Origin of the sequence: uncultured Chitinophaga sp., from assembly GCF_937874145.1 — a bacterium.
GTDB lineage: Bacteria > Bacteroidota > Bacteroidia > Chitinophagales > Chitinophagaceae > Chitinophaga.
In genome coordinates this window covers 1-14,751 of sequence record NZ_CALNBI010000134.1, presented here as the reverse complement: position 1 = coordinate 14,751, position 14,751 = coordinate 1, and the positions used below count along the sequence as shown (strand labels likewise).

General features: G+C 55.9%; 16 protein-coding genes. 7 read left to right on the top strand and 9 right to left on the bottom strand.

The window, feature by feature from the left end:
* On the top strand, nucleotides 1–1,010 hold a 1,010-nt coding region (locus Q0510_RS06115; protein WP_298709191.1), incomplete at its 5' end, for a DcaP family trimeric outer membrane transporter.
* Between the two features lie 18 nt (nucleotides 1,011–1,028).
* Complete coding sequence (gene glsA, locus Q0510_RS06110; protein ID WP_298709190.1) at nucleotides 1,029–2,027, top strand: glutaminase A; 999 nt, start codon at nucleotides 1,029–1,031, stop codon at nucleotides 2,025–2,027.
* A gap of 80 nt (nucleotides 2,028–2,107) precedes the next feature.
* On the opposite strand, the gene Q0510_RS06105 is transcribed toward glsA, so the two are convergent.
* A complete protein-coding gene (locus Q0510_RS06105; protein WP_298709188.1) occupies nucleotides 2,108–2,998 on the bottom strand; it encodes a 3-hydroxyacyl-CoA dehydrogenase family protein in 891 nt (296 codons plus the stop codon).
* A gap of 62 nt (nucleotides 2,999–3,060) precedes the next feature.
* The gene (locus Q0510_RS06100; RefSeq protein WP_298709187.1) at nucleotides 3,061–3,699 is read right to left on the bottom strand and encodes a carboxypeptidase-like regulatory domain-containing protein; all 639 of its coding nucleotides are present in this window, start codon (nucleotides 3,697–3,699) and stop codon (nucleotides 3,061–3,063) included.
* 111 nt (nucleotides 3,700–3,810) lie between these two features.
* On the opposite strand from Q0510_RS06100, the gene Q0510_RS06095 reads away from it, so the two are divergent.
* Both Q0510_RS06095 and Q0510_RS06090 read left to right on the top strand, forming a co-directional pair.
* Complete coding sequence (locus Q0510_RS06095; RefSeq protein WP_298709185.1) at nucleotides 3,811–4,908, top strand: Mrp/NBP35 family ATP-binding protein; 1,098 nt, start codon at nucleotides 3,811–3,813, stop codon at nucleotides 4,906–4,908.
* A gap of 72 nt (nucleotides 4,909–4,980) precedes the next feature.
* Nucleotides 4,981–5,607: an FMN-binding negative transcriptional regulator gene (locus Q0510_RS06090; RefSeq protein WP_298709183.1), complete on the top strand. Its 627-nt coding sequence runs from the start codon at nucleotides 4,981–4,983 to the stop codon at nucleotides 5,605–5,607.
* Between the two features lie 40 nt (nucleotides 5,608–5,647).
* Here the strand turns inward: Q0510_RS06090 and Q0510_RS06085 are convergent, their stop codons facing one another.
* A complete protein-coding gene (locus Q0510_RS06085; RefSeq protein ID WP_298709181.1) occupies nucleotides 5,648–7,018 on the bottom strand; it encodes a Gfo/Idh/MocA family oxidoreductase in 1,371 nt (456 codons plus the stop codon).
* A 33-nt stretch (nucleotides 7,019–7,051) separates the two neighbouring features.
* A complete protein-coding gene (locus tag Q0510_RS06080; protein ID WP_298709179.1) occupies nucleotides 7,052–7,915 on the bottom strand; it encodes a sugar phosphate isomerase/epimerase in 864 nt (287 codons plus the stop codon).
* A gap of 115 nt (nucleotides 7,916–8,030) precedes the next feature.
* Here Q0510_RS06080 and pyrF point away from each other — a divergent pair, with 115 nt between their 5' ends.
* Nucleotides 8,031–8,834 carry an orotidine-5'-phosphate decarboxylase gene (pyrF, locus tag Q0510_RS06075; RefSeq protein ID WP_298709178.1) on the top strand — a complete coding sequence of 268 codons (804 nt, stop codon included), beginning with the start codon at nucleotides 8,031–8,033 and terminating at the stop codon, nucleotides 8,832–8,834.
* Between the two features lie 72 nt (nucleotides 8,835–8,906).
* Here the strand turns inward: pyrF and Q0510_RS06070 are convergent, their stop codons facing one another.
* A complete protein-coding gene (locus Q0510_RS06070; RefSeq protein WP_298709176.1) occupies nucleotides 8,907–9,341 on the bottom strand; it encodes a hypothetical protein in 435 nt (144 codons plus the stop codon).
* Nucleotides 9,342–9,419: 78 nt separating this feature from the next.
* Here Q0510_RS06070 and Q0510_RS06065 point away from each other — a divergent pair, with 78 nt between their 5' ends.
* Both Q0510_RS06065 and Q0510_RS06060 read left to right on the top strand, forming a co-directional pair.
* Entirely contained in the window at nucleotides 9,420–10,598 is a 1,179-nt protein-coding gene (locus Q0510_RS06065) for an acyl-CoA dehydrogenase family protein (protein ID WP_298709175.1), read from the top strand.
* 20 nt (nucleotides 10,599–10,618) lie between these two features.
* Entirely contained in the window at nucleotides 10,619–11,605 is a 987-nt protein-coding gene (locus Q0510_RS06060) for an FAD:protein FMN transferase (protein ID WP_298709173.1), read from the top strand.
* Between the two features lie 70 nt (nucleotides 11,606–11,675).
* Here Q0510_RS06060 and Q0510_RS06055 read toward each other — a convergent pair whose 3' ends face one another.
* The 4 genes from Q0510_RS06055 to Q0510_RS06040 form a co-directional block, all read right to left on the bottom strand.
* Nucleotides 11,676–12,299: an OmpW family outer membrane protein gene (locus Q0510_RS06055; protein WP_298709171.1), complete on the bottom strand. Its 624-nt coding sequence runs from the start codon at nucleotides 12,297–12,299 to the stop codon at nucleotides 11,676–11,678.
* Between the two features lie 51 nt (nucleotides 12,300–12,350).
* Nucleotides 12,351–12,995, bottom strand: a complete 645-nt coding sequence (locus tag Q0510_RS06050; protein ID WP_298709169.1) for a DUF4136 domain-containing protein — start codon at nucleotides 12,993–12,995, stop codon at nucleotides 12,351–12,353.
* Between the two features lie 215 nt (nucleotides 12,996–13,210).
* Complete coding sequence (locus Q0510_RS06045; RefSeq protein WP_298709167.1) at nucleotides 13,211–13,855, bottom strand: HAD family phosphatase; 645 nt, start codon at nucleotides 13,853–13,855, stop codon at nucleotides 13,211–13,213.
* A 63-nt stretch (nucleotides 13,856–13,918) separates the two neighbouring features.
* Nucleotides 13,919–14,751 (bottom strand): DUF2130 domain-containing protein (locus Q0510_RS06040; RefSeq protein WP_298709166.1); only part of this gene is annotated, 833 nt, incomplete at its 5' end.

The window sequence follows — 14,751 nt, the reverse complement described above, 5'->3', positions numbered from 1 at the left end:
TCGACGCCATCCACGACTTCCACCGCACCACCAACCCCGACGCCTTCCAGCCCAGCGCCATCCTCATCCCCAACGATCACAAAACCAGCACATCCTATTCCATCCGCCAAACCCGTTTCAATTTCATCGGCACCATTCCCATCGCCAAACATTCACTGAAAACCACCCTGGAATTCGACCTCTTCAACCCAGACGGCTCCTCCGTTCCCCGCCTCCGCCACGCCTGGGGCGAATACGGGCGATTCGGCGCGGGGCAATACTGGTCCAACTTCATGGACATCGACGTGTTCCCCAACACGCTCGATTATTACGGTCCGAATGCGATGATTTTTTCGCGGCAGGTGCAGGTGCGGTATACGCAGCCCGTTGGCGGGCACACCAAAATCGCGCTCTCTTTCGAAAAGCCCAGCGGCAACATCACCCTGCCGGCAGACAGCGGATACGCAAGCCTGCAGCAGCTGCCCGACGCGGTGTTAAGCGTAAGGCACGAATGGGGCACCGGCAACCACATCAAGCTGGCCGGCGCTTTCCATCCGCTCACATATGAAACGCCTGCCCTCGACCGCAAGAGCGAACCGGGATGGGGCGTCAATCTCACCGGGATGTTCCAGCTGCCGAACAAGGATAACTTCGTGTACCAGGCGGCCTGCGGCGAAGGGATCGCAAATTATTTCAATGACATCGGCGGTAACGGATACGACGCGATTTATCATTCCCCTGAACGAAAACTCAATACGGTGCCGGCTTTCGGGGTGATGGGATTCTATGATCACTGGTGGTCCGACAAATGGAGCAGCACCGTGGGATGGGCTTACCTCACGCTGAAACCCAAAGCCTACCAGCCTTCGTCCGATTTTCACTTTTCGCAGTACGGGGTGGGCAACCTGCTTTGGTATCCCAATGCTTTCATGAAAGCAGGCATCGAATATTTATATGGTTACCGGAACAATATCGATGGTATGCATGCAGACAATCATCGTTTGCAGCTGTCCGCGATGTTCAAATTCTAAACCTCAAAACTTGTACACATGAAACGTTTTCTATGGAGCCTGGTGGCTGTATGTTTCCTGCCGTTGGCGTTGCCGGCGCAGGATCTGAACGCGCTGCTGAAGGAAACGCATGCTAAATTCGCCAACCTCCCCGGCGGCGCGAATGCCAATTACATCCCGTTCCTGGCCAATGTTCCGTCTGATCTCTTCGGCATTGCGATAGTTACGGCCGACGGGAAAGTATATGAAGCAGGCGATTCGAAATACGAGTTCGGCATCGAGTCGATTTCGAAAGCGTTCGTGCTTTGCAAGGCCATGATGGAAGTGGGGCCCGACAGTATCATGCACGGCATCGGCGTCAACGCCACCGGGATGCCGTTTAACTCCGTGATCGCCATCGAGCTGGAGGGATACTCGCCGCAGAACCCGCTGGTGAATGCCGGCGCCATGGCGGCGAACAGCATGGTGAAAGGGCCTGACAAAGACGCGCAGTGGCAGATCGTACTCGATTATCTCGGCGAGCTGGCCGGCCGGCCGCTGAAACTGATCGATGAATTATACAAATCCGAAGCGGAAACCAACCAGCACAACCGCGCCATCGCCATGCTCCTGGAGGCTTACGGGCATATGTGGGCCGATCCGCTCGACGCCTGCGACAGCTACACCAGGCAATGTTCCGTGGGCGTAACGGCGAAGGACCTGGCCGTGATGGCGGGCACGCTGGCCAATGGCGGTGTTAATCCCGTGACCGGCAAGCGTTTGCTGAAAGAAGAATATGTTCCGAAAGTTTTGGCGGCGATGTCGATGGAAGGATTATACACCACTTCCGGTGAATGGCTGTACCAGGTAGGTTTGCCGGGCAAGAGCGGCGTAGGCGGCGGGGTGATTGCCGTGGCGCCGGGGAAGATGGCCATCGCGGCATTTGCGCCCCCGCTGGATCCTGTGGGCAACAGCGTGAAGGCCATGGCGGCGATCAAACATATTTCCGAGCAACTGAAGCTGAACTTGTACACTTCCGCCGCGAAACACGGCAAATAAAGATTTGATGTGGGATTTGATGAAAAAGACCCGCCTGGCGATCCTGTTGCCGGCGGGTCCATTTTTTTTACGGGGGAATATTATTGACGGAAGCGGTCAGACACGGTGAGGTCTTTCCCTACGCCTTCGTATTTGTAGAAACCTTTGCCGCTCTTCACGCCGAGGTGCCCTGCGGTGACCATGTTCACCAGCAGCGGGCAGGGCGCGTATTTGGGTTGTCCGAACCCGTCGTGCAGCACGCGGAGAATCGACAGGCACACGTCGAGGCCGATGAAATCCGCCAGCTGCAGGGGGCCCATCGGGTGCGCCATGCCGAGTTTCATCACGGTGTCGATGGATTCCACGCCGGCCACGCCTTCATGCAGCGCGGAAATGGCTTCGTTGATCATGGGCATGAGGATGCGGTTGGCCACGAAGCCGGGATAATCGTTCACGATGCAGGGAACCTTTCCCAGTTTGAGCGACAGCTCGCGCACGGTTTCGGTGACTTCCGGTTCGGTGGCGTAGCCGTTGATGATTTCCACCAATTTCATGACCGGAACGGGGTTCATGAAGTGCATGCCGATCACTTTACCGGGCCGGGAAGTAACGGCGGCGATTTTGGTGATGGAGATGGAAGAGGTATTGGTGGCGAGGATGGCGCCGGGAGCGGTGTATTGGTCGAGGTCGCGGAAGATGCGCAGCTTCAGGTCCGCATTTTCGGTGGCGGCTTCCACGACGAGCTCCGCGTCTTTCACGCCGGCGGCCAGGTCGGTGAAGGTTTGCAGGTTATTGATGGTGCTCTGCTTCACGGCTTCGGTGATGATCTCTTTGGCGAGCTGCCGGTTGAGGTTGCGGACGATGGTATCGAGGGCTTTGTCGAGCGCGGGCTGCGCCACGTCGATGAGGTGAACGGTGAAACCGTTTTGCGCAAACACATGCGCAATGCCGTTCCCCATCGTGCCGGCGCCGATCACGGCTACTTTCTGCATAACGTACAATTTTGGTGAATGATGCGGCAATTTAGGAAAAAGGAGGCATTGGGCCGCGAAGGCTAGTTTTTCCTTTTGAAATCGCCCCGCTTCCAGGACTCGATAAACTGCGCCCAGGCCAGCGGGTTGAAGATATTCTGCGGCGGCACCTGGCCGGCGTAGTAGAGCGATTGCTGCTGTTTCTGCATGAAAACGTTATACGCCCCGCCCGCGTCGATCGGCATGCCCTGCGCAATGGCGCGCAGCTTCGCCTGCTCGTTGTTCTTCCGGGCGATCTCGTACATGTCGTTGGGAATATCCATGCTGACGAACAGCTTCTCGAATTCGCGCCTGGACGGGTAAGGTTTGATGATGGTTTCGGTGAGGTAAACCGTGTCTTCCGCCATCAGCTGGATCACGGAGTAACGGTTGCCGGGCAGGTCCAGCGGTATCTTGTAATCCTTCCTCCGGAAGCCTACCGCGCTGAAACTCAATGTATCGCCTTTGAAGGCCACGATGGAAAACACACCTACGCTGTTGGAAATGGTTCCCCGCCCCTGGCCCTTCACCAGGATGCTCACTGCCGGAACGGCACGGAGGCTGTCGGCGGTCATGGTAATACCGGAAATCTGTATGATGCTGTCTTTAAACGCTTTGAACTGCGCAGAAGCTAATAACGGCAAACACACCAGGGAAAAAAGTATGACAAGATTTCTATACATGTGTAGGTACTAAGATACAGGAAACAGCCCGCAATGTCCAATATAAAAGCGACAAATTAAACCTCATTTATGGTTAACTTTGCTGATCGCAATCAAATTTAACAACAATTTATGATCACAAAAGAGAAGGTCCTCGAGGCGTTGTCGAATGTAGAAGAACCCGATCTGGGCAAGGATCTGGTGACGCTCAACATGGTGAAGGACATCGAGATCGAAGGCAATAAAGTTAAGTTTACGGTGGTGCTCACCACACCGGCGTGCCCGTTGAAGGAATTGATCCGCAATGCCTGCATCCACGCCATCCACCACCTCGTCAGCAAGGAAGCGGAAGTAGAAGTTAAAATGACTGCCAACGTCAGCACGGGCCGGAAAGACGGGAATTCCCTCCTTCCCAACGTGAAGAACATCATTATGGTGGCCTCCGGCAAAGGCGGCGTGGGTAAATCCACCGTTGCCGCCAACCTCGCGCTTGCCCTCGCGCAGGACGGCGCCAAAGTAGGCCTCATGGACGCCGATATTTACGGCCCAAGCGTGCCCATCATGTTCGGCCTCCGCGGCCAGCGACCGATGATGGTGAACGTCGACGGCAAAGGCAAGATCGCTCCCATGGAGAAATACGGCATCCAGGTGATGTCGATCGGACTGCTGATCGATGAGAAGCAGGCCGTAGTATGGCGCGGCCCCATGGCCAGCAGCGCCCTCAAGCAATTCGTGAGCGACGTGCACTGGGGCGAACTGGATTACCTGGTGATCGATATGCCTCCCGGCACGGGCGACGTACATATCACCCTCGTGCAATCCGTTCCCGTAACCGGCGCCGTGATCGTGACCACCCCGCAAGACGTGGCCCTGGCCGACGCCAAGAAAGGCATCGCCATGTTCAGCAGCCCGCAGATCCGCGTGCCGATCCTCGGCCTCGTGGAAAATATGGCTTACTTCACCCCGGCCGAACTGCCCGATAACAAATATTACATCTTCGGAAAAGAAGGCGGCAAACGCCTCGCCGAAGAACTGGAAATCCCTTTCCTCGGACAGATCCCCCTGGTGCAGAGCATCCGCGAAGGCGGCGACGAAGGCGTTCCGGCCATCACCGGGAAAGACCCCGTTACCCAGCAGGCCTTCAGCGACTTCGCCGGCACTACCGCCCGGAGCATCGCCATGCGCAATGCCAACATCGAGCCCACGAAAATCGTGGAGATCGTGGAGTAGGTCAACGAATGATTTTTTATACGCCCCCTGTGCCGGGGTCCCCCGGGCACTGGGGGCTTTATTCCCGCCAACATGTACACCCCCAAGTATTACCAGGAAAACGACTGGACCACCGTATCGGAATTCATCCGCAAACACAGCTTCGCCCTCCTCGTCAGCATCCATGATGGCGCGCCTTTCGGCACCCATATCCCCGTGGAGCTCGAAGAAAAAGAACCGGGCACCTTCGTGCTGAGGGGCCACATCGCCAACGAAAATCCCCAGTCCGAAGATTTCAAATCCGGCCAAACCTTCCTCGCCGTTTTTACCGATCCCCACGCTTACATCTCCTCTTCCTGGTACGAAAAGGAAAAAATCCCCACCTGGAATTACATCGCCGTACACGTTTACGGCCAGCTCCGCATTCTAACTGAAACAGAGCTCGTGGATTCCCTCACGAAACTGATGGATAAATACGAAGCCGCTTCGGCCTGCCCCGTACACATTTCCGACATCCCCGAGAAATCGCTCCACAACAATCTCCGCGCCATCACCGGCTTTGAAATGACGCTCGACCGCATCGAGACGCGCTTCAAGCTCAGCCAGAACCGCAACGACCGCGATTATGCCGAGATCATCCATCAGCTGCGCGCTACCGGCGATACGCAGGCTGCGGAGATCGCGGAGGAAATGGCTAAAAGACGGCAGGCCGGACAGTAACCCGTCCAGCCCGCGCCTTCGTTTTTGATGCAATAAAAAACTACAGTGTAAACACTTTTCCGCCGACCATCACGTCCTGCTTCGCTTCGTCGAACGTAGCGCGCTGGCCCGTGCGGTATGCCGCCGTGCCCATGATGAGCGCGATGGAGTGGCTGTAAGCCGCTTCTATGGGGGCGTTGGTATTGATATCTTGTTTGCGCACGCATTCCATCCAGTTGCGGACGTGGGCGTTGGTGGTATCGTCGCCGCCGGTGTTGGCGCCGCTTTCCACCCCGCCGGCCGCGGCCGAAAGGCTCATTTCCGGGAGGAGATTGGCTTTCATGCCCATGGCCGCCGCTTCTCTCTCGCGCAGTCCGCCGGTGGGCGAAATCGTGTTGTTGCTCATGTCGATCATTCCGCCGTTGCTGTAATACAATTCCTTGGTGCCGCCTGCGGAGTTATGGAAACGCGAGCTGTATACCACCTGGAAGCCGGAAGAGGGATCGTTGGAAGGACCGTATTCCAGCACCGCGGTGAGCGTGTCCGGATTGCTGCGGCCGTCTTTCCACTGGTAGATACCGCCGCCTGCCACTACGCTGCGCGGGTGCTTCAGGCCGGAGAACCAGTGCACGGTATCGATCTGGTGCGTCATCCACTGGCCGAAGATACCGGAGGAATAAGGCCAGAAGAGGCGGTATTCGAGGTATTTGCGGGGATCCCAGTTTTCTTTCGGGCGGGTGCAGTGGAAACGTGCGAAATCCACGTCGGACTGGCGGATATCTTTCACCAGGTCGGGCCGGCGCCAGCGCCCCGGCTGGTTTACGTTCCAGGTCATTTCCACCATGGTGATGGGCCCGAACTTCCCGTCCTGGATGAATTTGGCGGCGGCATGATAGCCCGGTCCGCTGCGGCGCTGCGTGCCCACCTGGAACACGCGTTTGGAGGCTTTCACGGCTTTGAGGGCGTTGCGGGCGTCTTCCATCGTTTCGGCGAAAGGTTTTTCGCAGTACACGTCCTTTTTGTTGTTCACGGCTTCGATAGTGTGGAAGGCGTGCTGGAAGTCGGCCGTGGCGATCATCACCGCGTCGATATCCTTGATTTTATAAAGCTCGTCGTTGTTCACGCAGGCCTGCACGGAGTGGCCGAGCTTGCCTTCGAGCACCGATTTCCCTTCTTCGCGGCGGCGTTTCCAGATGTCGGAGACGGCGATGATGTCGAAGTTGAGTTCTTTGTAATGATTGAGGAAAGTGGGCATGAGTGCCTGGCGGTAGCGGTCGGAGAAGCCTACAACGCCGACGTTCACCCGGTCGTTTGCACCCAGGATGCGCGCGTAGCTGCTGGCAGGCATCCCCATGGCGCTCAGCGCCACGCCCGCGCCCCCCATCATGGAGAGCTTCAGGAAATCGCGGCGGTTCTTGTTGCTGGTAGTCATAGTGGAATGATTTTTATGATGTTGTGTTTTTTGTTACTTGTAGGCGGCTGCAAGTTGTTTTTGCAGGTATCCCAGGGCCGGACGGCATTCTTCCGGCATGTTTTTCCACCCGCATTCCATGGAAATGCGGCCTTTGTATTTCGCTTTTTTCAGCATGGCCAGGTACGGCGTAAAATCTTCGCCCGCGGTGCCGGGCGCCCTGCGGCCGGCGTTCTCCGCTATATGGCAATGCACGAGCCAAGGCGCGGCGGGAAGGATGGCTTCCGGGCGCTCGCCCTGCCGCAGCATATGGAAAATGTCCACCGTGATCCGGAAGTTCGGATGATTGACGGATTTAACGATGTGGGTGACGATGTCGAGGGTGTTGATGAAATTATCTTCACCGGAATTGAGGTTCTCCATCGCGATGATGACGTCATATTTCGCCGCTACCCCGGCCATTTTGCGGGAAATGGCGATGAGTTCGCGCAGGGCGGTGGCGGAATCCTGTCCTTCCGCGAGTTTGCGCGCGCCGGCCGAGCCGAATACGATGATTTTAATGCCGGCCTTGCTGGCGCGTTGCATGAGGGAGTCCACATACCCCAGGATGCGTGGCTCGCTGGCCTCGGCGCCGGTGAGCCGGATATCGTTCGGGATAAAGCTGTTGCATACGCCGCCCTCCAGTTTCATGGCGCGCATCCGGCTGAGGGTGCGGTTGTACGTGGTGTCGGGCACGGATGGGCCGAACAGGAAGCGGGCGCCGGATTCTATGTACTTAAACCCGGCCGCTGCCAGCAGGCTGTCGTTTTCATAAGACGTGCAAACCCCGATCTTCGGCATCCCCTTTTGCTGTGCATTCGATTGCAAAAAAGGGAGGCAAGACAGGGAGATGAGTAGTAAATGAAGGCAAATTTTCATGGAAATCAGTTTTTCGACAATCGTGGACCGGGGCAAAAATTAAGAAGGAAAATTTGAAAATCAAAATCAGGAATTGACAAAAATGCCGGAAATTCGCGCTAATTGAAAATATTATATGAATAGACAGGAATTGGTTCAGCTCATCCGGGACAGGAAATCTTACTTATGTATCGGCCTCGATACGGACTTGAATAAGATCCCCAAACACCTGTTATCCCACGCCGACCCGATGTTTGCCTTCAACAAAGCCATTATCGACGCCACGCACGACCTTTGCGTGGCTTACAAGATCAACACGGCTTTTTACGAATGCCAGGGCATCCGCGGCTGGGAAAGCCTGCAGCGCACGATCGAGTACATCCCGAAGAATGTATTCACCATCGCCGATGCCAAACGCGGCGATATCGGCAACACCTCCACCTACTACGCCAAAACCTTTTACGAGACCTACGGCTTCGATTCGGTGACCGTGGCGCCGTATATGGGCCGCGATAGCGTGGAGCCATTCCTCGGCTTCTCCGACAAATTCGCCATTGTACTGGGGCTTACCAGCAACGAGGGCAGCCGCGACTTCCAGCTGCAGCCGGCGGGCGAAGGGCTGTTATATGAAAACGTGCTCCGCACCTGTGCTTCCTGGGGCACACCCGATAACATGATGTTCGTGATCGGTGCTACCCAGGCGGATTCCGTGGCCAATGTCCGCAAGATCATCCCCGACCACTTCCTGCTCGTACCCGGTGTGGGCGCGCAGGGCGGCAGCCTGAAGGATATTACCGAAAAAGGCAGGAACGCGGATATCGGGCTCCTGGTGAACGCCAGCCGCGCCGTGATCTATGCCGGCAACAACGAGCGGTTTGCGGAGGATGCGCGCGCCGCCGCCCAGGCCCTCCAGGCCGAAATGGCGACATACATCCAGTAATCCTTCCGTAAATATGTATTGGAAATAATGAAGAAACGCTCCCGGCCGGGGGCGTTTCCGCTTTCAGGGCGTTTACCGGAAAACACAGTTCCGGGCCGTCCACCAGGGCTTCAGTTCAAACTGCAACCGACCTGTGGCCACTGCACTGTCGGCCTTGACCAGGCTTGCCGCTTCCAGGCTGTCTGCCGCCTTCAGCACGTAAATCGCGCGCAGGTCATCGTACTCCGCGAAAGCGCCCGCCAGCATCATTTTTCCTTCGCGGGTGAGGTTGCGGATATGCATGACATGCGCTTCCTCGATCAGCGCCGACGATACCGGATCACCCTCCACCGCCGTGCCATTTTTGAAAAATACCATCCAGTATTGCTGCACGATCGCGGATTGGGCCACCGAATCTGCTTCGCTGATATCGGGCCGGGCGGATTGTTGCCGTATCCGGGAAGAAAAACTGGCGATCACGAGCGTGAGGAAAACGCCCAGCAGGAACACAGGTATCAATTTGGCCATAAGCGACAGATTTGCCGGCGTAAGTTACAACTTTGGCGTAATTCCGTAAATTCGGACATACAGCAAAAATCTCATACCATGCACCAGGACCTTTTCCAATCGCCCGATTATTACGCCATCGACGAATTATTGACAGACGAACACCTCCTCGTACGTGCTTCCGTGCGCGAGTGGGTCAAAAAAGAGATCACTCCTATTATCGATGATTGCTGCCAGCGCGCAGTGTTCCCTTCGCATATCCTCCGGCCGCTGGGCGCGCTGGGCTGCTTCGGCCCCACCATCCCCGCGGAATACGGCGGCGGCGGGATGGATTACATTTCGTACGGACTGATGATGCAGGAACTGGAAAGGGGCGACAGCGGGATACGTTCCACCGCGTCCGTCCAGGGTTCCCTGGTCATGTATCCCATTTTTGCATTCGGCAGCGAAGAGCAGAAACAGCGCTTCCTGCCGCGCCTCGCCACCGGCGAGCTCATGGGCTGTTTCGGGCTCACGGAACCGGATTTCGGCTCCAATCCCGCCGGCATGCTCAGCTATTTCGAGGACGACGGCGACCACATCCTGCTAAACGGCGCCAAGATGTGGATCTCCAACGCGCCCTTCGCCGATATCGCCGTGGTCTGGGCGAAAGATCCAGAAAACAAAGTGCGGGGAATAATCGTGGAACGCGGGATGGAAGGCTTCTCCACCCCGGAAACCAAAGGCAAATGGAGCCTCCGGGCCAGCGCTACCGGCGAACTGGTGATGGACAACGTCCGCATTCCGAAAACTAATATACTACCCGGTGCCCGCGGGCTGAAGGCGCCCCTCTCCTGCCTGTCGTCCGCCCGTTACGGCATTGCCTGGGGTGCAATCGGTGCAGCGATGGATTGTTACGATACCGCCCTGCGCTATGCGAAGGAAAGGGTGCAGTTCGGGCGGCCCATCGGTGGGTTCCAGCTCATCCAGAAAAAACTCGCGGAAATGATCACCGATATCACCAAAGCACAGCTCCTCAACTGGCGGCTCGGCGTACTCCGCAGTGCAGACAGAGCCACGCCCGAACAGATTTCCATGGCCAAGCGCAACTCCTGCGAAACCGCCATCCGCATCGCACGCGAAGCCCGGCAGATCCTCGGCGCCATGGGCATCAGCGGCGAATATCCCATCATGCGGCACATGATGAACCTCGAAAGCGTCATCACTTACGAAGGCACCCATGAAGTGCATCTCCTCATCACCGGGATGGACATCACCGGATTCAATGCATTCTCGTGACGTTTTATTATTTTGGGCGCATGAAGGGCTTATTACTGGCGGGATGCCTCCTGGCGACCCTGCAATTGTCGGCACAAGAAGCGATGACCATTTCAGGGAAAGCGCAGGGCACCTACTACATGGTGAAATACCTGAGCGAAGACACCACCTCGCTGCAACATGAAGTGGAATCCCTCTTCCGGCAGATCGACCGCTCCCTTTCGCTCTACCAGCCGGGGTCGCTGATCAACCGGTTCAACGAAGGTGAAAAAGTGGTGATGGACGCGTACATGCGCCCCGTCATCCGCAAAGCACAGGAAGTGAGCCGTATCACCGGAGGACTGTTCGATATCACCGTAAAACCGCTCGTAGACCTCTGGGGCTTCGGCGTGGTGCGCCACCAGAAAGGGAAACCTTCCGAAACCGATATCCGCCGCACTTTACATCGCGTGGGCTATAAGAAGATCACCATCCGGTCCAAATACCTGCTGAAAAAATCGCCCGGCGTGGAGATCGACTGCAACGGCATTGCGCAGGGATATACCACCGACGTGATCGCGCAGTTCCTGCGGTCGCGGGGCATCCGGAATTATCTTGTGGATGTGGGTGGTGAACTGGCCGCGTTGGGGCATAACGACAAAAACCAACCCTGGACCGTGGGCATCGAGCGGCAGCAGCAAAGCGAGGCGAAGCCGGAGAAAGGATGGCTCCGCCTCACCCATCGCGCGGTGGCTACCAGCGGCAATTACCAACGGTTCTTCGATGAAGGGGGCACGCGATTCGCGCACACCATCCATCCCCTCACCGGCGAAGCCATCCACAACAACATCATCGCCGTTACCGTAACTGCGCCCGACGCCATGACCGCCGACGCATACGACAACGCCCTCATCCTCCTTGGCGTGGAAAAAGGCCTGGACTTCATCCGCCAACATCCCAAACTGCAACTGCAGGCGCTGTACATTTACAAAGACGCGGACGGCACGATACGCGAAAAATATACCGAAGGCTTCTTCGACGTGCAATAAGCGCACAAAAAAATGGGGCCGCCTGCCGGCAGCCCCTCCACTTCACATGTTCCGTTAATTTGTGGTCCTATTACTGGATATGGAACTTCAAACCAATGTTGGCCTGTACCGTGTTGAAATTCTTGATTTCATACTGCTTGTACGGCGCATAGTTATATTGCACGCTGGCGTTGAACATAAACGGTGAATACTTCCCGAAAGGCACGTTCACGCCTACTTCCGGGCTCACCTGGAACGCCCACTTGTTTTCTTTCTCTACGAACTCGCCCCAATATTTCTCGTAATTCATGTTGGCGGTACCTACGCCCAGCCCTGCATACGGCAACACGGCCGCATCGGGTTTGGTGAATGTATACTGCACGGTGGCGAGGATGGGAATGGTTTGCAGCGTGCGGGTCTGCACAGCGGAGATGTCTTCGCCTTTACCGGGATATACCGCACGGGGAACCCTTTCATAGAAATCCGCGAATCCGGTTTTCAGTCCAACTGCCAGCTGATCGTTCAAATGGTATTGCACGCCTATGTTCCAACCGCGGAAACTGGTTTTATCCGCGTAATCCTTGAACGAGCCCAGCGGCTGCGCTACGGAATAGTTAACGTTGACGGAAAGCGGCGGACGGCTCTGCGCACTGGCCGCAACGGCGCCCCCTGCGATGAGGGCCACGCCCAATATGAAGGTTTTAATACTTTTCATGTTCGTTCGATTTTAATCTTTAACCTGTCTGTTTACAAAATCCCACCCGGATTAGTTGGTGGCTTTCAGATACTGGCTCTGGTCGAAGAGGGCTTTCACCATGGCGTCCAGGTTATTGCTGTTCCAGACACCGGTGCCGCGCAGCATGGCGTTCCATATGGCCGTCAGCTGGTTGGAGCCTTCTTTGGCGTTTTTCAGGTCCACCAGGTCGATGGCCACTGATTTTTCATTGTACCTGAAAACGGAATAATAGCTGGGGAACCAGTAGTTCCAACCGGGGTAACCCCAGTAACCTGCATCCCAGTAACCCGGCCATCCTGACCAATAACCCGGATTATACCCGATAGATGTGGACGTGTTATCGATCCGGCTTACGTTCATGGCGATATCGGGTTTGGCCGCTTTGTCCACGAGCGTGAAGCCGCGTCCCTGCATCTGTGATTTCAATTGGGCTAACAGCTGCTGGTCGTAGGCAGTCAATTCTTTTTTGGAGCCCTCCCTGTTGCTGATCACCGCAACGGAGTCCACTATACTGAACGTTTTGAAGGTGGTGAAATCAGCTTGTTCGTCGTAGTTTGTCACATAAATGCGCGATTCCTCCGCGGTCATATCATTCAGCGGCTCCTTGCGGCAGCTGCTGAAGAGCACGGCGGTAACGGCGAGCGCACTTAGCATCATCAGTCCTGTTCTTTTCATATGTGTCAAATTTTAAGTACATCTGTAATATTCAACCTTTCACCTATTCAACAGCACATCCGGATCGTATACATATTCAACGCTATAGACGCATGAATGTTACTGGCCGTTTATTGCAGAAACGTTAAAATTGACTAAAGGAAATGTTAAAGCAAAAGCCGCCATGATGGCGGCTTACATAGATAATTTCGTAGATATGAAAAAAGCGTAAGATATTACTGTTGCTGTTGCAGTGCGGCACCAGAGAGTATACCGCGGCTGGTAAGCGCTTCGCGCAGTTGCTCGGGGGAAGTGAAATGAATGGTTTCGATACCGAAGTCTTCCGCTGCTTTCACATTGCGGAGATTGTCATCGATAAAGATGGCCTGCGATTTGTCGATGCCGTGGCGGTCGACCAGCAGTTGATAAAAAGCGTCCTGCGGTTTGCGCATTTTTTCTTTCCCGGAAACAACGATGCCATCGAACCACTGCAACCAGGGATATTCAATAATGGCGATGGGAAATGTTTCGCTCGACCAGTTGGTGAGGGCGTACAATTTGAACTGCCCGCTTTCCTTCAGTTCTTTCAGGATTTCCACCGTACCGGGGATATCGCCCCCCAGCATTTCCTTCCACCTGCCGTAAAACGCACGGATCTCCGCCTCGAAAGCCGGGTGCTGCGACACGAGGAGTTCGGTCCCGTCCTGCAGGCTGCGGCCCTCGTCCTGCATTTCGTTCCAGTCGGACGTGCAGATGTTTTCCAGGAAATGATCCGTTTCTTCGGGTGTAGCGAAGATTTTGCTGTAGAGGTAACGCGGGTTCCAGTCTACCAGCACAGCGCCAAGGTCGAAGATCACGGATTGATACTTGTGGTTATTCATACCCTAAATGTATGTCGGTAAAAGTCCCCCGGCAAGGTTTATATCACATTTTTTTTGAAATCGTTAGTCGTTGGTCCCGTCGGGCGGGCCCAGTAAAGCTTCGGCGGCATCATCGAGCAGCTGGAGATCGACCGAGTCGCTACCGGCGATGCCCTCGATGGAGCCTTTGATGTGTGCGGCGTTGAGCAGAACTTTTTCGAGTTGTTTTTCGCGTGCTTTCCAGAGTTTTTCCATGGCTTCGCGTTCTTTCTGGATGGAGAGCTTCATGGACCGGAACCCTTCGCGGATGGCGCTCCATTGCTCTGCAAACTCGCCGCTGGTGAGATAATGGTAAAGCAGGTGCATTTTATCGCCTTTGTTTTCCTGGGATTTGACGGCGTTGTAGACTTTCATGATTGCGTCGCGCAGCACCCAGGTGAGGCTTTTCACTTCGGGAAAAGTGCAGATCCAGACGCCGTCTTTTTCACCGAAGCGGTCCATGTCTTTCGGGAGGGCCTGGGTAACGAGCACGGCCACATCGGCCCCCTGGGAGCGCATGTCGGCCTTCAGTTTTTCGATCCATTCGCGGGAGAAGTCTTTCGTGCGCTTGGATTCGTAGATGATACGGCCGCATTCCTGCCCGAACTGGTTGCGGACGGTTTGTATGCAATCGGCGCCGCGCACGCCTTTGCCGACTTCGCTGATAGCGTCGAAAGGGAAAGCGGAGCGGAGCATTTCTTCCAGGGCGAGTTCCTGCACTTCTCCCTGGAGTTGCATGGAGCCTTGTTCTGCTTTGCGGCGCATTTCTTCGGCGAGGCGGCGCTGGTCTTCCAGCTGCTTTTCCATTTCCTTGAGGCGGAGCTGGTATTCGGTTTCGCGGATGTTATTGCGTTCGCCTTCCTCCCGGCGGATCTGCT